Origin of the sequence: Sphingomonas mollis (assembly GCF_016427505.1) — a bacterium.
GTDB classification, from domain to species: Bacteria; Pseudomonadota; Alphaproteobacteria; order Sphingomonadales; family Sphingomonadaceae; genus Sphingomonas; species Sphingomonas mollis.
Genome location: NZ_JAELXS010000003.1, coordinates 162,271 through 178,724, shown reverse-complemented (window position 1 = coordinate 178,724; position 16,454 = coordinate 162,271). Strand labels below are relative to the sequence as shown.

Sequence of the window (16,454 nt, the reverse complement as noted above, 5' to 3'; positions counted from 1 at the left end):
TTTGACGGAAAGTGCCGCCCGATGTTTCACCGCCCGTTGATAACCGCCCTGCTGGCCGCCTGTGCCCTGCCAGCCATCGCCGCGCAGCGGCCGGCGGGCGCCAGCGCCGAAGTACCGGCCGGTCCCGAACTGTCGGCGATCGACCGCGTCTGGTCCGGCCACAGCGCCCGCTTCGCGTTGCAGGTGACGGCCGACGCGATCATCGTCGCCTATTACGACGCCAACCGGCAACTGACCGTCGCCTCACGCCCGCGCCGGTCGGCGGCGTGGGTGTATCAAAAGCTCGACAGCTGGCTGGGGTGGGACAGCCACAACTACACCGCGATGGCGCTGGATTCGACCGGCCAGATCCACGTCGCCGCCAACATGCACGGCGACCCGATGGTCTATTACCGCAGCACGGTGGCGGGCGACGTTCGCACGCTGGCGCGCGTACGCGTGATGGTCGATCCCGCGGTCGAGGCGAAGATGACCTATCCCATCTTCCTGCGCGATGGCGCCGGCCGGCTGGTCTATAAATATCGCGACGGCAGCAGCGGCAACGGCAACGAGATCTACAATGTCTACGACACCGCGACGAAGACGTGGACGCACCTGCTCCAGACCCCGCTGACCGATGGCGAGGGTCAGCGGAACGCGTATTTCATGGGGCCGGTGCTCGGGCCGGACAAATATTTCCACATCGCCTGGGTCTGGCGCGAGACGCCGATGGCGGAAACCAACCACGACCTGTCCTATGCCCGCAGCCGCGATCTGGTGCACTGGGAACGCGCGGACGGCACCCCCCTGCCGCTGCCGATCAAGCTGTCCACCGCCGAGATCGTCGATCCCGTGCCGGTCGAGGGCGGGATGATAAACAACAACACGATCATCGGCTTCGACCCCGCCGGCACCGCGATGATTACCTTCCACAAGTTCGATGCCAAGGGGAACACCCAGATCTACGTCGCCCGGCACGAGGCGAAGGGCTGGCGGATCGCGCAGGTCAGTGACTGGCAGGGCTTCCGCTGGGATTTCCGGGGCGGCGGCTCGCTGGAAAGCCGGTTGTTCGTGAAGGGCGCCGAGCCCGTCGGCCGCGACCGCATCCGCGTATCGGTGATCCGCGACGGCAAGCCGATCGACTTCCTGCTCGATGCCAGGACGCTGAAGCGGCTGGAGGAGAAACCGGGCGTGCTGCTGGCCGAAAAGCTGGCCGGATCGATCGCGACGCCGGCGGGGATGATGCTCAACACGGTCGAGGACACCAGCGGCATTGCGCTGGCCTGGCCCACCCGCCCCCCGCATCGCGACCTGCCGAGCGAGGATATCCCCGACCCCACCGTGTTGCGGCTGGTGATGCCGCGGTAAATACCGTTCCCCGGCGGAGGCCGGGGCCCAGTTGGAAAGGTCGTCGTAACGGAGCGCAGCGCTCGTTCGGCAACGTCCCCCAACTGGACCCCGGCCTCCGCCGGGGAACAGGGCTACCGCGCCGTCACCGCCGCCTGATCCACCGGCACCACCGGCAACCACACCCGGCTCGGCGTCGTGCCGCCGCGTTCGATCGTCACCGTCGCCTTCTGGTAATCCGCCTTCTTCGCCAGGAAGATGTTGGGCACGTATTTTTGCGGGTTGCGGTCATAGAGCGGAAACAAGCTCGACTGCACCTGCACCATGATCCGGTGTCCCGGCTGGAAAACATGGTTCACCGTCGGCAGGCGGAACTTATACTCCTGCACCTTGCCCGCCGGAATCGCCGATGGTTTGGCGAAACTCTGGCGATACCGCCCGCGAAAGATGTCGAGACTGATCGGCAGTTGATACCCGCCCATCTTGGGATCGGTCGCGTTCTCCGCCGGATAGACGTCGATCACCTTCACCACGAAATCGCCGTCCGTCCCCGTCGTCCGCGCGAACAGGTCGGCGATCGGCGCGCCCGATACGCGGACCGGCGCGGTCAGTACCGGCGTGCTGTACGTCATCACATCGGTCCGCCCATCGACGCCGCGCTGGTCGCTGACCAGCCAGTCGCCCCAGCGGCCATCGCCGAAATTCACCGGTCGCGGCAGATGCGGCACCGGCTTGGCAGGATCGGAGACGTAGCTGTCATCCCCCGCCGCCTGCTTGCCGAACCCCAGACTGCCGTCCGCACCGAAATTGATCGCGGTCAGCGGCGCGGCGCAGCCCTGCTCGCACGCCAGCGGCCAGCTGGTCAGCTTGTCCCAGTGATTCTCGCCGGTGTTATAGATCGCGGCGGCGGGCAGGTTCGCCGCCGGCCCGTCCTTCAGATACTGGTCGAACAACGGCAGCACCATCTGTTCGCGGAACTGCGCGGCGGTGTCGCCATTCCACTGGAACGGCCCCAGCGAGCGGCCGTCGCGGTTCACCTGGCTATGCCGCCACGGCCCCATCACTAGGAAGTTGTTGCCCGTCTTCCCCTTCGCCTTCAGCGCCTCCCACGCGGTGATCGCGCCATACATGTCCTCCTGATCCCACAGCCCCTGTTCCCAGATCGTCGGCACGTTCGATGGATTGGCCGCGAGCAGCTTGTCGAGCGCCTGCCCGGACCAGAACCCGTCATAGGCGGGGTGCGACACCATCCGCTGCCAGTACGGCAACTGGTCGTATCCCGATTTCTTCGCCCAATCGCCCGCCGATCCGATGTCGCGGAAATTCTCGTAATCGTCCCAGCCGCCGGTCGGCGGCGCGGAGCCGGCGCCCTTGTATCCGGTCTGCGATCCCAGCCACGCGATATTGGCGAGGCGGAAGGCGCCGTAATGGAACCAGTCGTCGCCCATCCAGCCGTCGATCATCGGGCTTTCCGGGGCCGCCACCTTCAACGCCGGATGCGGATTGAGCAGCGCCATGACGACGGTGAAGCCCTCGTACGACGATCCGATCATCCCGACCTTGCCGTTCGATTCTGGCAGATTCGCCTTGTTCACCAGCCAGTCGATCGTGTCGTACGCATCGGTGACGTGATCGACCTTGGTCTGGTTCAGCGGCCCGATGACGGGGCGCGTCACGACGTAATCGCCCTCCGACCCGTATTTGCCGCGCACGTCCTGATACACGCGGATGTACCCGCCCTTCACGAACATCTCGTCCGCCAGCGGCAGCGTGGCGAGCATGGACGAGCTGTCGCTGCGGCTCGCGCGGCCCTTGGCGTTGTACGGCGTACGCGTCAGCACGATCGGCGCATTCGTCGCGCCCTTCTTTACGACGATGACGGTGTACAACTTGGTGCCGTCGCGCATCGGCACCATCACCACGCGCTTGTCGTAATCGTTCTGCGCGGTCGGCGGCGTGAAACCGGCCGGGATATCGCCGCCCGCCGGCGCGGTGGCCGCCTTGGGCGCCGGCCCCTGCTGCGCGAAGACGGGCGCCACCACCAACGACGCGGCAGCGGCAAACAGGACGGACTTCACCATGAAACGATCTCGCACCGAAAGGGACATGCCGGCATCGTGACGCCCATCACGCCCAAGATCAATCCGTGATACAATATCGCACGAAAAGAGGCGCAGGCTCCCGCCCACGCCTCCTTCGACAGTCCGCTATCCGTCCTAGAACGTGGCGCGCGCCGTGACCGTGAACGTCCGCCCGTCATAATCCGCACGACGGATCAGGCGCGGATCACCTTCATATTCGACGCGGATCGCATTGGTCAGGTTATAGGCGTCGAACGACAGCGATACCGTCTCGCTGACATTGTACGACGCGGACAGATCGAGCTGACCGCGCGACCGCACCTGACGCGCCGCGCCGGTGAAGGTGCCGGCCGAGGCGAGGTCGTACTTGCTGCGCACATTGTAAACCAGGCGAAGGCCGTATTCGTCGGTTTCATAATAGCCGATGACGTTGGCGTTGTGCCGCGACACGCCCGGCAACGTCGCCTGTGCGCCCGACGCGGTCTTGCCGCTGATGTCGGTGAAGGCATAGTTGAAGCCGCCGCCCAGGTGACGCAGCGCGCCCGGCAGGAAATCGAGCGTCTGCTGGAGGTTGAATTCCAGGCCGCGCACCGTGATCGGGCTGTCCTGATTGACGAAACCGCTGGCCGCGACGAGGAACGGCGTCGGCACCGCGCCGCCCGTATAGATCAGGCTGCTTTCGCACCGGTCGCCGTTCACGGTCAGCGTACCCAAACCGAGTGCGGTCGCGTTCGGCGGGCAGAGCTGGCGCGGGTCGGAGATGGTGGCGATCAGCCCGGTGATCCGCTTCTGGAAACCGGCGACCGAGATGATGCCGTTGGGCCGGTTGTACCATTCCAGCGACAGATCGAGCGACGTCGAGTCATACGGCTTCAGATCGGGATTGCCGAGCGTCAGCGAATAGACGCCGTTGACCGGATTGCCGACGATCGTGACCGGCGTGAACTGGCGCGGCTGCGGACGGACATAGGTGCGATACGCCGCACCGCGCAGCAACAGCTTGTCGCTGAGGTCCGCCACCAGGATGAACGACGGCAACAGCTTGCCGTATTTGTTCTCATAGGTGACCGTCCGGAAATCGGCGGGCGAACCGATCGTGCCGGTCAGCGATACGCGGTTCAGCGCGTCGATCGTGTTGCGGGCATATTCATACCGCAAACCGCCATTGCCACGGATGCGGATGCCACCGACGTCGAAACTATACTTCAGCTGTCCATAACCGATCGCCAGATCGGTCGTGTTGTCGAAATTATAGAGCGAGTAGTTGTTGTCGTTGTAGCGGATGTTGAAACCCTGCGGCGACAGCGCCCCGCCCGGAAAGACCGTGACAGGCTGCAACTGGTCGATCGCATACTGGAACCGCGACGTCTGCCAGTTGGTGGTGTACGTACCCGCCTTGCCGCCGAAGAAATCGTTGGCAGTCGGCGACTGCTGCAGGAAGCTGCCGTTGATGTTCTGGGTCTGGATGCCGAACGCCGAGATGCGATAGCCCTCGGACCGGAAATCGTTATGCTCGAAGCGGAAACCCGCCTGGATGCCGGTCAGCACGCTGTCGGCGAAGCTGCGCTCGACATCCCCCTGATACGCCAGCACTTCGGTCGTGACATAGCTTTCGGTGCCGGTCAGCTGCAGGCGATTGGTGCGACCGGCGGCGGTGGGCGAGTTGTAATATTGCGTGGGATCGGCGACGCCACCCCAGTACCAGGTCGGCACCGCGCTGCTGATGAGGGGGTCGGGGCTGAGCGAATAATAGAAATCGTTCAGATTGCCGGCACCGGTACGCAGCGTGCCGGACCCGCCATTGCCGTTCGCCGTCTGAAGCCGGTCGAAATCGAGCGAAAGCTCCGCCGATTCGTTGCGTGCCTTGGACGCGGTCAGCACCGTGCTCAACCGCCAGACATCGTCGCTATATTCCGCCTTGCCGTTGATGCCCCAGGCGCGCTGGACGATGCCCAGCCGACGGGTCGAGGCGCGCGGATCGGCGGCGTTGGTGAAATCGATGTCGGTGACGACATAACGCCCGTCGTCCAGCGCGATCGGCTGCGACCGCGGCGTCAGCGTGCTGACATTGTTGTTCCCGACGATCGAGAGATACTGCATCGTCTTGGGCAGCCGGCGATCGGTGTAGAAGCCGGTGACGCCGATGCGCGTCCGGTCGTTCGGCTTCCATTCCGCCCCCGCCGCGCCGGTATAGAGGTCGCCGGGATTGATGCGCGAATATTGGCGCAGCTGCGAATTGTAGAGGACGCCGGCCGTGGTCGTCGCTCCGGTGCAGGACGGGCACGCGGCCGATGTCGGGTAATAGGCGCCGAGCGTCGAGGCATTGGCCTGCGCCTGTGCGGGCGAGAACGCCGAATAGCTGTTGAATTGCAGCGTATCGCGGCGGAAATTCTCCTTCTTGTACGCCAGCACGCCGAAGATCGCGAAGCTGTCGGAAAACAGGTGATTGTAACCGACCGTCGCGCCCGGTGCGAAGCGATCGCCGAGCTGGTTGAATTCCAGCGCGGCCTTGACGAAACCGCCTTCCTTGCGGCTGAGCGCGGGCGCGATCTGGAGGTCGACATTGCCCGACAGGCCACCCGATTGCGCATTGGCGAGCGGCGACTTGTCGATCACGATCGCGCTGAAGATGTCGGCGTTGAATGCGCCCAGCGGCGCCGCTTCCGCCAGCACCGGCTCTGCAAAGGCGACGCCGTTGATGGTCAGGCGGGCATATTCGCCGGGCAGGCCGCGCAGGTTGATCGTCGCGTTGCGGCCTTCGGCCTCGCGGTTGATCTGAACGCCCGGCACCCGCTGCAACGCCTCGCCGACGTTCAGGTCGGGAAAGCGGCCCAGACCGTCCGACGAGATGCCGTCGGTGATCGCGATCTCGTTCTTCTTCGACCGGATCGCATCGGCATAGCTCTGGCGGAAACCGGTGACGACGATGTCGGCGCCGGGCTGTTCGATCGCCTCGGGCTGCGACTGCGGATCGGCGGCGGTCGTCTGCGACGGATTGGCCGGCGTGGCGACGGTGGGCGTCGGCGTACTGACGATTGGCGCTTCGGCCGGCGCATCGGCCGGCGCCGTCGTCTGCGTGTCCTGCGCGAAGGCCGGCACCGCCGTCAGCATCGTCGCCCCCAGCAACGCCGTCGCCATCGCCACCCGACGTGCCTCGTAGATCGTCTTCATCATCTCATCCCCTCTTGTCGTTGTTTGCACGCCTTTTCAGGCGCGTCGTCGTCGCTCCCGGTCGCTCACCAGTTCCACAGGGTGCCGTCCTCCAGCCGGTTCACCGGCAGGTAGGCGCGTCGATATTCATACCCCTTGGCAAGTTCTTCATCGATGTCGACGCCCAGGCCGGGCGCGTCGCCCGGATGCATCATCCCATCGGAAAAAGTGTACGCGTGCGGGAAGACCGCATCGGTCTCGGCCGTGTGGCGCATATATTCCTGAATGCCGAAATTGGGCACCGACAGGTCGAAATGCAGCGCCGCGGCCATGCACACCGGCGACAGATCGGTCGCGCCGTGGCAACCGGTGCGCACCTGATACAGATCCGCCAGCGCCGCGATCCGGCGCAGGTGCGTGATGCCGCCGGCATGGACCACGGTCGCGCGGATGTAATCGATCAGCTGGTTCTCGATCAGCTCCTTGGCGTCCCAGATCGAATTGAATATCTCGCCCACCGCCAGCGGCGCGGTGGTGTGCTGGCGGATCAGCCTGAACGCCTCCTGATTCTCGGCCGGCGTCGCATCCTCCAGCCAGAACGGGCGATACGGTTCCAGGTCCTTGCCCAGCCGTCCCGCCTCGATCGGGGTCAACCGGTGATGGATGTCGTGAAGCAGATGGACGTCCCACCCCAGTGCCTCGCGCGCCCGCTCGAACAATTCCGGCACGACGCGTAGATATTTACTGGTCGACCACACATTCTCGCTCGGCAGGTCGGCATCGGCGGGCTCGTAGAAATAGCGATCCTTGCTGACGCCATAGGTCGATGCCATCCCCGGCACGCCGCATTGCAGGCGGATCGCCTTGTATCCCTGCCGCTGGTAATCCAGCGCCGCCTCGATCGTGTCGTCGATCGTCGCGCCATTGGCATGACCATACACCATCACGCCTTCGCGACTGGCGCCGCCCAATAACTGATAGACGGGCAGGCCCGCGACCTTCCCCTTGATATCCCACAGCGCCATGTCGACCGCCGCGATCGCGGTCATCGTCACCGGTCCGCGCCGCCAATAGGCCCCGCGGTACAGATACTGCCAGATATCCTCGATCCGGTGGGCATCGCGTCCGATCAGCAGGGGGACGACATGGTCGGCCAGATAGCTCGCCACCGACAGTTCGCGCCCGTTCAGCGTCGCGTCGCCGACGCCGGTGGTACCATCGTCGCACTCGATCCTGAGCGTGACGAAGTTCCGCCCCGGACATGTGACGATGACGCGCGCGGACACGATCCGTGGCAAATGACCCCTCCCTGTTTTGGTAAGGCCAATATGATCCGATTGGCCTATTGTGTCAATCGCGTCGATGTGGGAACCATGCGCTCGTGAAACCCCGTGTAGAAAAACTGTACCAGAAGGTCGCGAACGCCATCGCCACCGCCATCGGTGAGGGCCAGTACGCGATCGGCACCCGCCTGCCGGGCGAACGCGAGCTGGCGGAGGACTTCTCGGTGAGTCGCCCCACCGTACGCGAAGCGATGATCGCGCTGGAGATACGTGGCCTGGTCGAGGCGCGACATGGGTCAGGCCTCTATGTCACCAGCCTGCCGAACCAGAGCGAGGCGGCACCCGAACTCGATGTCGGCGCCTTCGAACTGATCGAGGCCCGCATCCTGTTCGAGGGCGAGGCCTGCGCCGTCGCCGCCACCGTGATCGACGATGCGACGCTCGCCGAACTGGACAGGGCACTGGCCGACATGACCGCCTTCGACCCCGCCAGCGCCGAGGCGTTGCACGCGGATCGCCGGTTCCACACGCTGATCGCCGAATCGACGGGCAACACCGTCATCAGCTCGGTCGTCGAGAATCTGTGGAATATCCGCGAACACTCGCCGCTCTGTGCGCACATGTTCGCCGAGGCGCGGGGCGAGGGCGTCAATCCGCGCGTCGACGAACATCAACTGATCGTCGATGCCCTGCGCGCCCGCGATCCCGAACAGGCCCGCCGGACGATGCACCTGCACCTGCGCCGCGTGGTCGAGGACCTGCTCTCCGCCACCGAACTCGACGTGATGGAACGCGCCCGCAGCGAGATTCACCAGCGCCGCGTCCAGGTGGCCCGCCGGCTGGGCATCGGCCATAGCGACACGAACGAACGGCCGCGCGCGACGGCTGGCTGAGGCGTTTCCTGCCGAAGGCCGGGGGGTCCCTGTCCGTCGTTGCGAGCGCAGCGGTGGGATTGCTAAAGAGGCAATCGCAGCCCGGCCTTCCGCAAGGGCTGTCCTACACCACCAAACTCGCATACCCGGATCGAAACGGCTCTTTCTCAAACGTCCATCCCGACGTACCGCGATATACTCGCGCGCGCCCGCGCAAGCGCGCGCGGCCGTGAGTGTGACTTTAGTGACTTTCCGCCGCCCTACCCGCCCGGCGTCGTCGCCCCGTACAACGGCCGCGCCCCATCGAACACGAGTTCGATCCGGTCCAGCACCACCCCCGGATCGAGCGCATAGACCCTGACGACATGCTCGCCCGGCCGCAAAGACTTCAGCGCGATCGTCCCCGTCGCGGTGTTCGCCAGCACGTTCAGCCGCCACTGATCGCTCCGCCCCGTCGTAGCCAGATCGACCATCACCGGTGTGCCGCCATCGATGCCGACCATCACCCGCAATCCATGCTGCGGATCGCGCGGATGCACCGGCAGGCCGACGATGCGCAGCACGGCCCCCGTCGCGGTGACGGTCGCCACCCGGAACACGGCCGGCGTCAGGCCCGCCACCTGCGCCGGCGAACGGCTCGGCAGATCGAGCCGCGACCGCAGCGCCCCGCTTTGGCTGCCCAGCCCCGCCACCGCCTGCCAGTCCGCACCGGCCACCCCGGCCAGCGCCGGCACCACCACCCGCCGCTCCCGCTCGGCCACGACACCCGCCGCCGCGACCGGCGCCGTCACCACCGCGGTATGCAGCGGCAGCGCACGGCCGTCGCAAACCAGATCGACCGTACCGCCCGCCCCCCGGCCGTCATAGCTGACCGTCAACCGCTGCTCATATCCATTGCCGGCGGACAGCGTGCCCGACGACGCGGACAGCGACACGCCCCCCGCCCCGCGCGCGACCTTCCACGCCACGTCGCGCGGCTGATGCCCGTACACCGTCGCCGTGCGCGTGGCTGGCTGACCGGCGGCAAAGGTCAGCGTGTTCTCGTCGTTGATCCACCCGCCCCACAGCGCGCTGTCGCAGCCCGTTTTCGTGGAGGCCGCCCAGCCCGGCCACATCGGCTCGTCGAACACCGGCAACCGGCGTGGCGCCATGTCCATCATGTATCGCCACTTGCCGTTCGCCAGCCCGTTATAGGCGGCGGTATCGGCGACCAGCACCCCGTGCGCCGCCTGCGCCCGCGTGACCCAGACATTGGCGCTCGCCCGCTGTTGCCGCGCATAAAGCTGCGCCAGATCGAGCGAGAGAATACGCTCGTTCAGTTTCGCCGCCGCCCGCACCGGATACAGCACCAGCTCGAAAAACGCGTCGCGGCGATCCGCCGGCATCCGCGCCGCGATCGCCTCCGCCTGCCGCACGATATCGGCATAGGCCGCCAGCCGCGCCTGCGCCTCCTCGCCATCGGACTGGACGTAATCAGTCGGCCGGTTCGGCGTCACCCATTCGGTCTGGCCGAAGCCCATGAACTCCGGCCGTCGATCCCACGCCAGCGTATAAAAGCGCATCATGATCGCCGCGATCCCGTCCGCTTCGCCCGCGCCGAACTGCTCGCCCATAAACCCGCGCAGATGCGCCACCGGATCGGCACGCAACAGATCGGCATCGAAGGCGAGATCGACGAAATAGTGCGACAGATATTCGATCGGCTTGATGTCGCCGACATTGACGATCCACATCCGCCGCGCGTCGGTATTCCAGGCGCGCTCCATCTGCTCGCGGATCAGCGCCGGGTGCGTCGTCCCCAGCCACAGATAGTCATGCGGCCGACCCCAGTATGACAGATGGTAATACACCCCCGCCCCGCCCGGCCGTTTCTGTTCCTGGGGCGTACTCAGCCGCCGCAGATAGCCGTAATTGTCGTCCGTCCACATCAGCGTCACGTCGTTGGGCACGGTCAGCCCGGCGTCATACGCCTCCTGCAATTCGTGATACGCCACGAACACCTGCGGAATATCGCCGATCGGCCGCTGCAACGTCTTCGCCAGCAGATCCTGTTGCAGCCCGATCACCCGCTCCAGGATCGCCTGCCGTGCCGCGGTACTGGTCGCCCCCTGCATCGGCCCATCGTGAATGCCACGCAGGCCGAGCGTATAGATATCCTCCTGCCCCCGCGTCGCCGTCACCCGCTCGCGCCAGTAATCGACCAGCGCATCGGGCCGCCGGGTGAAGTCGAACGCACCCCGCGTCGCCTCGTCCCATTCGCGCAGATTGTTGCGCATCATCGGTTCGGCATGGCTGGTCCCGACGACGATCGCATAGCGATCCGCCAGCGGCGCATTGTCGGGGTCGCCGTAAAAGGGCGTCGAGATCGAATGCATGGCCGGCCACAGCGTATTCGCCTTCAGCCGCCACATCAGTTCGTAGACGCGCTCGTAGGTGCGCGGCCCGATGTTCCCCTTCGCCCGATCATGGGTCTTGGCCGCCCATTGCTTCAGCCCCCAATCCTCGTCGTTCAGGAAGATGCCGCGATACTTCACCGACGGCGCTTTCGACACGAAGGTCGCATCGTCCACGGTCACGCTCGCCCGCCGCCGCGGCGTCACATCAGCCCACCAGCGCCATGGCGAAATCCCCAGGCCCCGCGACAGATCGACCGCACCATAGATCGCCCCGCGCCGGTCGGACCCCGCGATCAAGAGCACGCGGCGATCACCCATCGTCACGACCGCGCGCACATGCCGTTCCCAAGCCCCCGCCAGCATCGACAGATCGACCCGGCCCGCCCGCGCGACCTCGGCCACCAACGGCGTACCCCGGACCCCGATGACGATGCACGTCGCCGCGCAATCGGCCAGCCGCGCCACGATCGCCGGCCGCCGCGCGCCCAGATCGGCCAGATCGCCCGCCAGCATGTCGGCCGCCAGCCGCATCGTCGCATCGTCACCCGCCACGATCGTCGCCCGGCCCAGATCGACCGGCGCCGCCGTCGCCGGTGCCGCAAGGGTCGTTGCCGCGCAGGTCGCCACGATCATCCGACGCCCGTATGTCATCGATCCCTCCGATATTGGATTGGCCAGTCTGTCGCCGGTTTGACAGGCTGGTCATGCCACCTGCTTCGCGCTACGTCGAGTGCAGAACCGCGGGGTCCGTCAGCCGCGGCCGTTTCAGGAGGGTTCATGTCCCGCGCGTCTATCCCGTCGCTCCGTGCCGCCGCGCTGGCCGGTCTGCTCCTGTCGGCCAGCGGCGTCGCCGCCCCCGCCGATACCCCACTCTATCGCTATGTCGATCCGCTGGTCGGCACCGGCAACGACGATCAGGGCGATACCGTCCCCGGCCCGACCCTGCCCGCCGGTTCGATCCACCCCAGCCCCGAAACCCTGACTGGCAGCAACGCCGGTTACGACCCCGCCGCCCCACTCAGCGGCTTCGCTCAGTTGCACACCCAAGGGTCCGGCGGCCGCACCACCTATGGCACCTTCCTCGTCTCGCCCCAGACCGGCGAGCCGCAGTTCGACGAAGCGCAGCACCTGTCGCCCAAGGCGGACGAGGCGGCGGCGGCGGATCGCTACGCCGTCACCCTGTCCCGCTACGGTATCAAGGCAGAGGTAACGCCCGCCGCCAACGCCGCGCTCTATCGGTTCGCCTACCCCACCGGCACGCCCGCCGGCGCCCCCGCGACGATGGTGTTCGACATCACCCGCAAGATTCGCGGCGAACTCGGCAGCGCGGGGGCCGACGTCACGCTCGATCCCGTGCGTGGCCGCATCGTCGGCCGCGTCCGGACCAAGGATTACTGGAACCCCGCCAACGTCGACATCTGGTTCGTCGCCCAGCTCGATCGTACGCCGACCAAATGGGGCATCCGTAACGGCGACACGGTGCAGGCCGGCGCCACCAGCGCCAGCGTCCCCGCCGACACCAAACTGGCCGCGTGGTGGCAATTCGACGCCGGCAAGCCGGTGATGATGAAGATGGCGGTCTCGTTCACCAGCGCCGAACGCGCAGCCGAACTGCTGGCCGAGGATATTCCCGGCTGGGACTTCGACGCCGTCCGCCGGAACGCGCAAACCACATGGAATCGCGAACTGTCCCGCGTCACGATCGACGGCGTGGGCGCGGCGGACAAGCGGCGTTTCTATACCGCGCTCTACCACACCACGATCCAGCCGCGCGACCGCACCCGCGATCAGGCACCCGCCGATCGCGCGACACCGCATTGGGACGATTACTACACGCTGTGGGATACGTACCACACCGGCTTCCCGCTGATGTCGCTGCTGCGCCCCAGCGTCTATGCCGGCAACGCCGCCTCGATCATCCGCACGTTCGAACGGTTCGGCGCCGCCCACACCGCCTTCATCGCCGGCCGCAACTATCATGTCGGTCAGGGCGGCGACGAGGTGGACAATGTGCTGGGCGAAGGACTGATCCGCGGTGTCCCCAATATCGACTGGAAAAAGGCCGCCGAGGTATCGCTGCACAACGCCTATGAAGAACGCCGCCCGCGCTATCTGATCGACGGATATTTCGGCGTCGGCGACAAGAGCCCCGAACCGGACAACCAGCGCGCCCGCTCCGGCTCGTCCACCCCCGCCTTCGCGCTCAACGATTTCTACGCTGGCAAACTCGCCGCCGCCGCCGGCAAGCCCGACGATGCCGCCGCCCTGCTCAAACGCGCCGGCAACTGGCGCAACGTGTGGAACAAGGACGCCGCCAGCGACGGCTATACCGGCTTCATCATCCCGCGTTACCCCGATGGCCGCTTCCAGAACCTCGATCCCAAGATCGGCTGGGACGGCAAGAAATACGAGAATGTCGGATTTTACGAGGGCACGGCGTGGGTCTATTCCTACACCATGCTGCACGACCTGCCCGGCATGATCGCCGCGATGGGCGGTCGCGACCGGTTCGTCGAACGCCTCCGCCATGCGCTCGACACCAACCTGATCGACATCACCAACGAACCCAGCTTCGCAACGCCGTGGCTGTTCAGCGATGTTGGCCGCCCCGATCTCGCCAGCTATTGGGCGAACCGCATCTACCAGCGCTTCACGCCCGACGCCTATCCGGGTGACGAGGACAATGGCGCGATGAGTTCGCACTATGTCTTCAACCGCATCGGCCTGTTCCCCAAGCTGACGACCGACCTGTTCTACCTCCACGCCCCCCACCAGCCGCGCAGCACGATCATGCTGGAGGACGGCAAGACCTTCACCATCACCGCCCGCAACTGGAAGCCCGGCCGCATCTACATCGCGTCCGCCACGCTCGACGGCCGGCCGCTGACTACCCCCTTCGTGCGTCAGGCCGACATCACCGGCGGCGGCACGCTGGCGTTGACGCTCGCCGACAAGCCGACGACATGGGGGCGATGACGACACCGTTCCCCGGCAGAAGCCGGGGTCCATTTGGGTAGGCCATGGTAGGTCATCACGGCCCTTCACCCCACTGGACCCCGGCCTCCGCCGGGGAACGATTTTGCTGATGTCGCCGATCGGCGACCATGGGGATATGACGATGCAGCCCACCCGCCGCCTGTTCTGCGCCGGCCTCGCCGCCACCGCCGCCACCGCCGCCGCGCCCGCGCTGGCCGCAGCGAAGGACCGTCATTTCGCCTTCACCTATTTCCGCAACGCCGATGACGGCGGCGCGGGGATGCGGCTGGCGATCAGCGACGACGGCTTCACCTATCGCCCCGTCCGCGGTGGCGCGCCGGTGGTCGTGCCGCAGGTCGGCGAGAACAAGCTGATGCGCGACCCTTGCGTCGCCCGCGATCCGCGCACCGGCCTCTATCACATGGTCTGGACCACAAGCTGGACCGGCCAGACGATCGGCCATGCCTCGTCTCGCGACCTGATCGACTGGTCCGCGCAACAGGCGGTGCCGGTGATGGCGGCCTTCCCCGGCACCCGCAACAGCTGGGCGCCAGAGCTGATCTGGGACGACACCAAACGCCATTTCGTCATCTTCTGGTCGAGCACCGTGGGCGCGGCAGGCAAGGAGGGCGATCACCGCCTCTATGCCACCACGACCACCGATTTCCGCACCTTCACCCCGACGCGCAAGATCTACGACCCCGGTTTCAGCGTGATCGACGCCACCTTCCAGCGCATCGGCCACCGCCTCATCATGTTCGTGAAAGACGAGCGCAAGGAACCGCTGCGCAAGGTGATCCAGTGGTGCGAGGCGAAATCGCCGACCGGCCCGTTCGGCCCGCTGTCACCCCCCATCACCCCGGCGTGGAGCGAAGGCCCCACCGCGATCCAGGTGGATGGCGAGACCGTCGTCTTCTTCGACCGCTACATCGACAAACGCTACGCTGCCGTCGCTTCGCGCGATCTGAAGACCTGGCGCGACGTGTCCGATCGCATCACCATGCCGCCCGGCGCCAACCACGGCACGATCATCCCGATCGACCCCGCCCGCTACAATGCTCTCGCCGCGCTGGGCTGAAACGACCTTCGATCAAGCATCCGTGCTCCTGCGAAGGCAGGAGCCCAGAGCCGGAAGCGATACCGTTGACGATTTCAGCTTCCTGCCCCCGCAGCAAGGCAGGTGCGATACCGATGGCCGATAGCCGCCCCAAAACACCATGTCCTACACAGCCGCGGTAGATTATGACGATCTTCTCGCCCGCTCCTTCTCACCGGCCAGCCGGATTATAATCAGGCCTCGCGCGCCCGCGCGTATGCACGCATGCCCCCGCGCACGTGCGTGAGTGTGACTTTAGAGACTTTCCGCGGTAGAGATCAGAACGGCAGCCAGCGCGTCTTGTGGGTGAAATTCATGTAACCGACGTTCACGCCCGCCCGCCAGCCGACGCCCAGACGGATCGGGATCAGCACCACATTCCCCCGCCGCAGATACGTCGCGGCGAACCCGCCGACCAGATATAGCCGCCCCTCCGCCCCCGGAAACCGGTGGAACAGGTCCGCCGTATCATAAAGGTTGTACACCAGCACGAAGACCTTGTTGGCATCGCCGCCGACGTCGAAGCCCACCGACGGCCCCGTCCAGTACACCGGCTGCTGCCCCTCGACCTTGTGCGTCATCACGCCCGAGCCGTACCGCAGGCCGACGATGAACGCGCCCGACGCCTCACGCCCGGCGATATAGGCGTTGGGGCGCCCCTGCTCCTTCAGGATCTTCTCCAATATGCCGGCAAGACCCTCGGCCCCCTTGCCGAACACGCCCTCGCCCGCCGCCATCAGGTCATCGCGCTGATAGGTGTCGGCCGCCTGCGTCGTATTCTCCGCCCGCGTGGCGGCCGCCTGATCGGCGGGGGAGCGTGCCGGCTCCTGCGAGGGAACCGGATCGACCGGCACCGGCTCGGACGCCGGCACCGACTGCCGTGGGGCGGGGGTGGAGGCCGGCGGCGGCCCGGCCAGATCGCCATCGACCGCCCGGTTGGGGTCGATCGTCCGCACCTGCGCACCCACCGGCGCCGTCGCCACCGTCATGGCGACGACCAGACCCGTCCAGATACTGCGCATGACCCGTTCACCCCGATTGTTCGACCGCGCCCCGTTAAGCAATTCCCGCCTTGCCGTGCAATGAACGATGGCAATGATCGATCATCGACAAACAATCGCGACAAGGCCGTTGATCCCGGCCCCACCGCTGGCTATAGCCGCCCTCTGCCGAGCCGGAGACGTGGGTGAGCGGCTGAAACCAGCGGTTTGCTAAACCGCCGTACCGGGATTACTGGTACCGAGGGTTCGAATCCCTCCGTCTCCGCCAGTATG

9 protein-coding genes and 1 tRNA gene are annotated in these 16,454 nt (G+C 66.2%); 5 read left to right on the top strand and 5 right to left on the bottom strand.

Features of this window, described 5'->3' with window-relative positions:
• Positions 1-36: 36 nt before the first annotated feature.
• Positions 37-1,347 carry a BNR repeat-containing protein gene (locus JAO74_RS06690; protein WP_199036355.1) on the top strand — a complete coding sequence of 437 codons (1,311 nt, stop codon included), beginning with the start codon at positions 37-39 and terminating at the stop codon, positions 1,345-1,347.
• Positions 1,348-1,460: 113 nt separating this feature from the next.
• Here the strand turns inward: JAO74_RS06690 and JAO74_RS06685 are convergent, their stop codons facing one another.
• The 3 genes from JAO74_RS06685 to manD form a co-directional block, all read right to left on the bottom strand.
• Complete coding sequence (locus tag JAO74_RS06685) at positions 1,461-3,407, bottom strand: CocE/NonD family hydrolase (protein ID WP_199036354.1); 1,947 nt, start codon at positions 3,405-3,407, stop codon at positions 1,461-1,463.
• 135 nt (positions 3,408-3,542) lie between these two features.
• Complete coding sequence (locus JAO74_RS06680) at positions 3,543-6,578, bottom strand: TonB-dependent receptor (RefSeq protein ID WP_199036353.1); 3,036 nt, start codon at positions 6,576-6,578, stop codon at positions 3,543-3,545.
• A 65-nt stretch (positions 6,579-6,643) separates the two neighbouring features.
• Positions 6,644-7,855: a D-mannonate dehydratase ManD gene (gene manD, locus JAO74_RS06675; RefSeq protein ID WP_199036352.1), complete on the bottom strand. Its 1,212-nt coding sequence runs from the start codon at positions 7,853-7,855 to the stop codon at positions 6,644-6,646.
• Between the two features lie 83 nt (positions 7,856-7,938).
• Between manD and JAO74_RS06670 the strand changes: the two genes are divergently transcribed.
• Positions 7,939-8,733, top strand: coding sequence for a FadR/GntR family transcriptional regulator (locus JAO74_RS06670; protein ID WP_199036350.1), 795 nt, complete (start codon positions 7,939-7,941; stop codon positions 8,731-8,733).
• A 239-nt stretch (positions 8,734-8,972) separates the two neighbouring features.
• On the opposite strand, the gene JAO74_RS19050 is transcribed toward JAO74_RS06670, so the two are convergent.
• Positions 8,973-11,759 carry a glycosyl hydrolase 115 family protein gene (locus JAO74_RS19050; RefSeq protein WP_199036348.1) on the bottom strand — a complete coding sequence of 929 codons (2,787 nt, stop codon included), beginning with the start codon at positions 11,757-11,759 and terminating at the stop codon, positions 8,973-8,975.
• Positions 11,760-11,885: 126 nt separating this feature from the next.
• On the opposite strand from JAO74_RS19050, the gene JAO74_RS06660 reads away from it, so the two are divergent.
• A complete protein-coding gene (locus JAO74_RS06660; RefSeq protein WP_199036346.1) occupies positions 11,886-14,084 on the top strand; it encodes a GH92 family glycosyl hydrolase in 2,199 nt (732 codons plus the stop codon).
• Positions 14,085-14,220: 136 nt separating this feature from the next.
• Positions 14,221-15,162 (top strand): glycoside hydrolase family 43 protein, encoded by a 942-nt coding sequence (locus tag JAO74_RS06655; RefSeq protein WP_199036344.1) that lies wholly within the window; start codon positions 14,221-14,223, stop codon positions 15,160-15,162.
• Positions 15,163-15,458: 296 nt separating this feature from the next.
• Here JAO74_RS06655 and JAO74_RS06650 read toward each other — a convergent pair whose 3' ends face one another.
• Positions 15,459-16,202 (bottom strand): DUF1134 domain-containing protein, encoded by a 744-nt coding sequence (locus JAO74_RS06650; RefSeq protein ID WP_199036342.1) that lies wholly within the window; start codon positions 16,200-16,202, stop codon positions 15,459-15,461.
• A 154-nt stretch (positions 16,203-16,356) separates the two neighbouring features.
• On the opposite strand from JAO74_RS06650, the gene JAO74_RS06645 reads away from it, so the two are divergent.
• A tRNA-Ser gene (locus tag JAO74_RS06645) sits at positions 16,357-16,449 on the top strand.
• Positions 16,450-16,454 lie beyond the last annotated feature (5 nt).

Bases quoted from the DNA above. Each gene is read 5' to 3' on its own strand.
- JAO74_RS19050 (WP_199036348.1), bottom strand. From the start codon at position 11,759: ATGACATACGGGCGTCGGATGATCGTGGCGACCTGCGCGGCAACGACC.
- JAO74_RS06685 (WP_199036354.1), bottom strand. From the start codon at position 3,407: ATGGTGAAGTCCGTCCTGTTTGCCGCTGCCGCGTCGTTGGTGGTGGCG.
- JAO74_RS06650 (WP_199036342.1), bottom strand. From the start codon at position 16,202: ATGCGCAGTATCTGGACGGGTCTGGTCGTCGCCATGACGGTGGCGACG.
- JAO74_RS06680 (WP_199036353.1), bottom strand. From the start codon at position 6,578: ATGAAGACGATCTACGAGGCACGTCGGGTGGCGATGGCGACGGCGTTG.
- JAO74_RS06660 (WP_199036346.1), top strand. From the start codon at position 11,886: ATGTCCCGCGCGTCTATCCCGTCGCTCCGTGCCGCCGCGCTGGCCGGT.
- JAO74_RS06655 (WP_199036344.1), top strand. From the start codon at position 14,221: ATGACGATGCAGCCCACCCGCCGCCTGTTCTGCGCCGGCCTCGCCGCC.